3 protein-coding genes are annotated in these 1,301 nt (G+C 72.8%); 2 read left to right on the top strand and 1 reads right to left on the bottom strand.

Annotated features, from left to right (window positions below; translation table 11 throughout):
* Both ACIWQI_RS12380 and ACIWQI_RS12375 read left to right on the top strand, forming a co-directional pair.
* On the top strand, positions 1-542 hold a 542-nt coding region (locus tag ACIWQI_RS12380; protein WP_396657810.1), incomplete at its 5' end, for a hypothetical protein.
* Entirely contained in the window at positions 539-724 is a 186-nt protein-coding gene (locus ACIWQI_RS12375) for a hypothetical protein (RefSeq protein ID WP_396657809.1), read from the top strand. The genes ACIWQI_RS12380 and ACIWQI_RS12375, both read left to right, overlap by 4 nt.
* Positions 725-729: 5 nt before the next feature.
* Here the strand turns inward: ACIWQI_RS12375 and ACIWQI_RS12370 are convergent.
* Positions 730-1,301 (bottom strand): class I SAM-dependent methyltransferase (locus tag ACIWQI_RS12370; RefSeq protein WP_396657808.1); only part of this gene is annotated, 572 nt, incomplete at its 5' end.

The following is a 1,301-nucleotide window of genomic DNA, read 5'->3' as shown; positions in this document are numbered from 1 at the left end:
TGCTGGGCGCCCTCGCCGCGGCCGCAGCCCTCGCGCTGACCGCCGCACCGGCGGCGGTTGCGGCGCCCATGGCGCCGGGTGCGACCTTCACATGCGAGACCGGCGACATCCCGTCGGGCACGTATGGCAGCCTGACGGTCGCCGGCCTGTGCGGGGTCGAAGACGGGGCATCGATCCTCGTCACCGGCAGTGTCACCGTCACCAGCGGCGCGATGCTGAACGTCGAAGACGCCGCCTCCTTCACCGTCGCGAAGAACGTCACGGCGATGGAGCACTCGCTGCTGCTCCTCGGCGATGATCTGGGCGATCCCATCGTCTCGGTCACGGGCAATGTCGCGGCCACCGATGCCGTCTCACTCCTCATCAACCGCGCATCCATCGGCGGCAACGTCACCCTCCGCGGCGGCGGCAACGACCTGAGCGGAGGTGCCGCGCTCCCGTGGGCGGTCGCTCACTCCACGATCGGCGGCAACCTCACCGTGAGCGGGCAGAGCACACCACCTACCTCGCCGTGTTCGACAATGTGGTCCAAGGCAACGTGACCCTGTCCGACATCACCGTCGACGAGAGCGGCTTCGTGACCGTCGCCGGCAACGTCGTCACACGAAACCTCTCATGCACCGGGCTCGCGCCTGCAGTCTCGTCGGACGACCCGGAGACCTCCGCGCCCGACCCCAACACCGTGGGCCGCAATGCGACCGGCCAGTGCGCCGGGCTCACCTGACACCATCACCGACGAACTGACGCGGTCACGGTGAAGGTGCGGTCGCGGGCGATCTGCCGCGTCGGCCCGACGAGTCGCTCCAGCGCGGGCCGGTGCCGCAGGTGCGAGTTCCACACCGCCCACAGCTCGCCGCCCGGGGCGAGCACGCGTCCCGCGTCGGCGAAGAGCTTGTGCGCGATGCCGGCGTGGACCGCGGCGCCGATGTGGAACGGCGGGTTGAGCGCCACGAACTCCGCGCTCGCGTCCGGCTGTGCGCTCAGCGCATCGTCGCGCACCACCTCGACCCGGTCGGCGACGCCGTTCGCCGCGGCTGTCTCCCGCGCCGAGGCGACCGCGGCGGCGGACTGGTCGGAGGCGAGCACCCGCAGCCCCGGCCGCCGGCGCGCCAGCTCGACGGCGATCACCCCGGTGCCGCAGCCGAGGTCGATGGCGTGCCGTGCGGCCGGCATCGCCTCGTCGAGGTGCGCGAGCAGCATCCGGGTGCCGACGTCGACGGCGGCCCCCGCGAAGGCGGCGCCGTGCGCGACGATCACCAGCCCCGTCGCGGTGTCGACCCGGCTGCGCGGCCAGCCCGGCT

It is taken from the genome of Microbacterium sp. (assembly GCF_044508325.1).
GTDB lineage: Bacteria > Actinomycetota > Actinomycetes > Actinomycetales > Microbacteriaceae > Microbacterium.
This window is presented reverse-complemented; position numbering and strand designations above follow the sequence as displayed.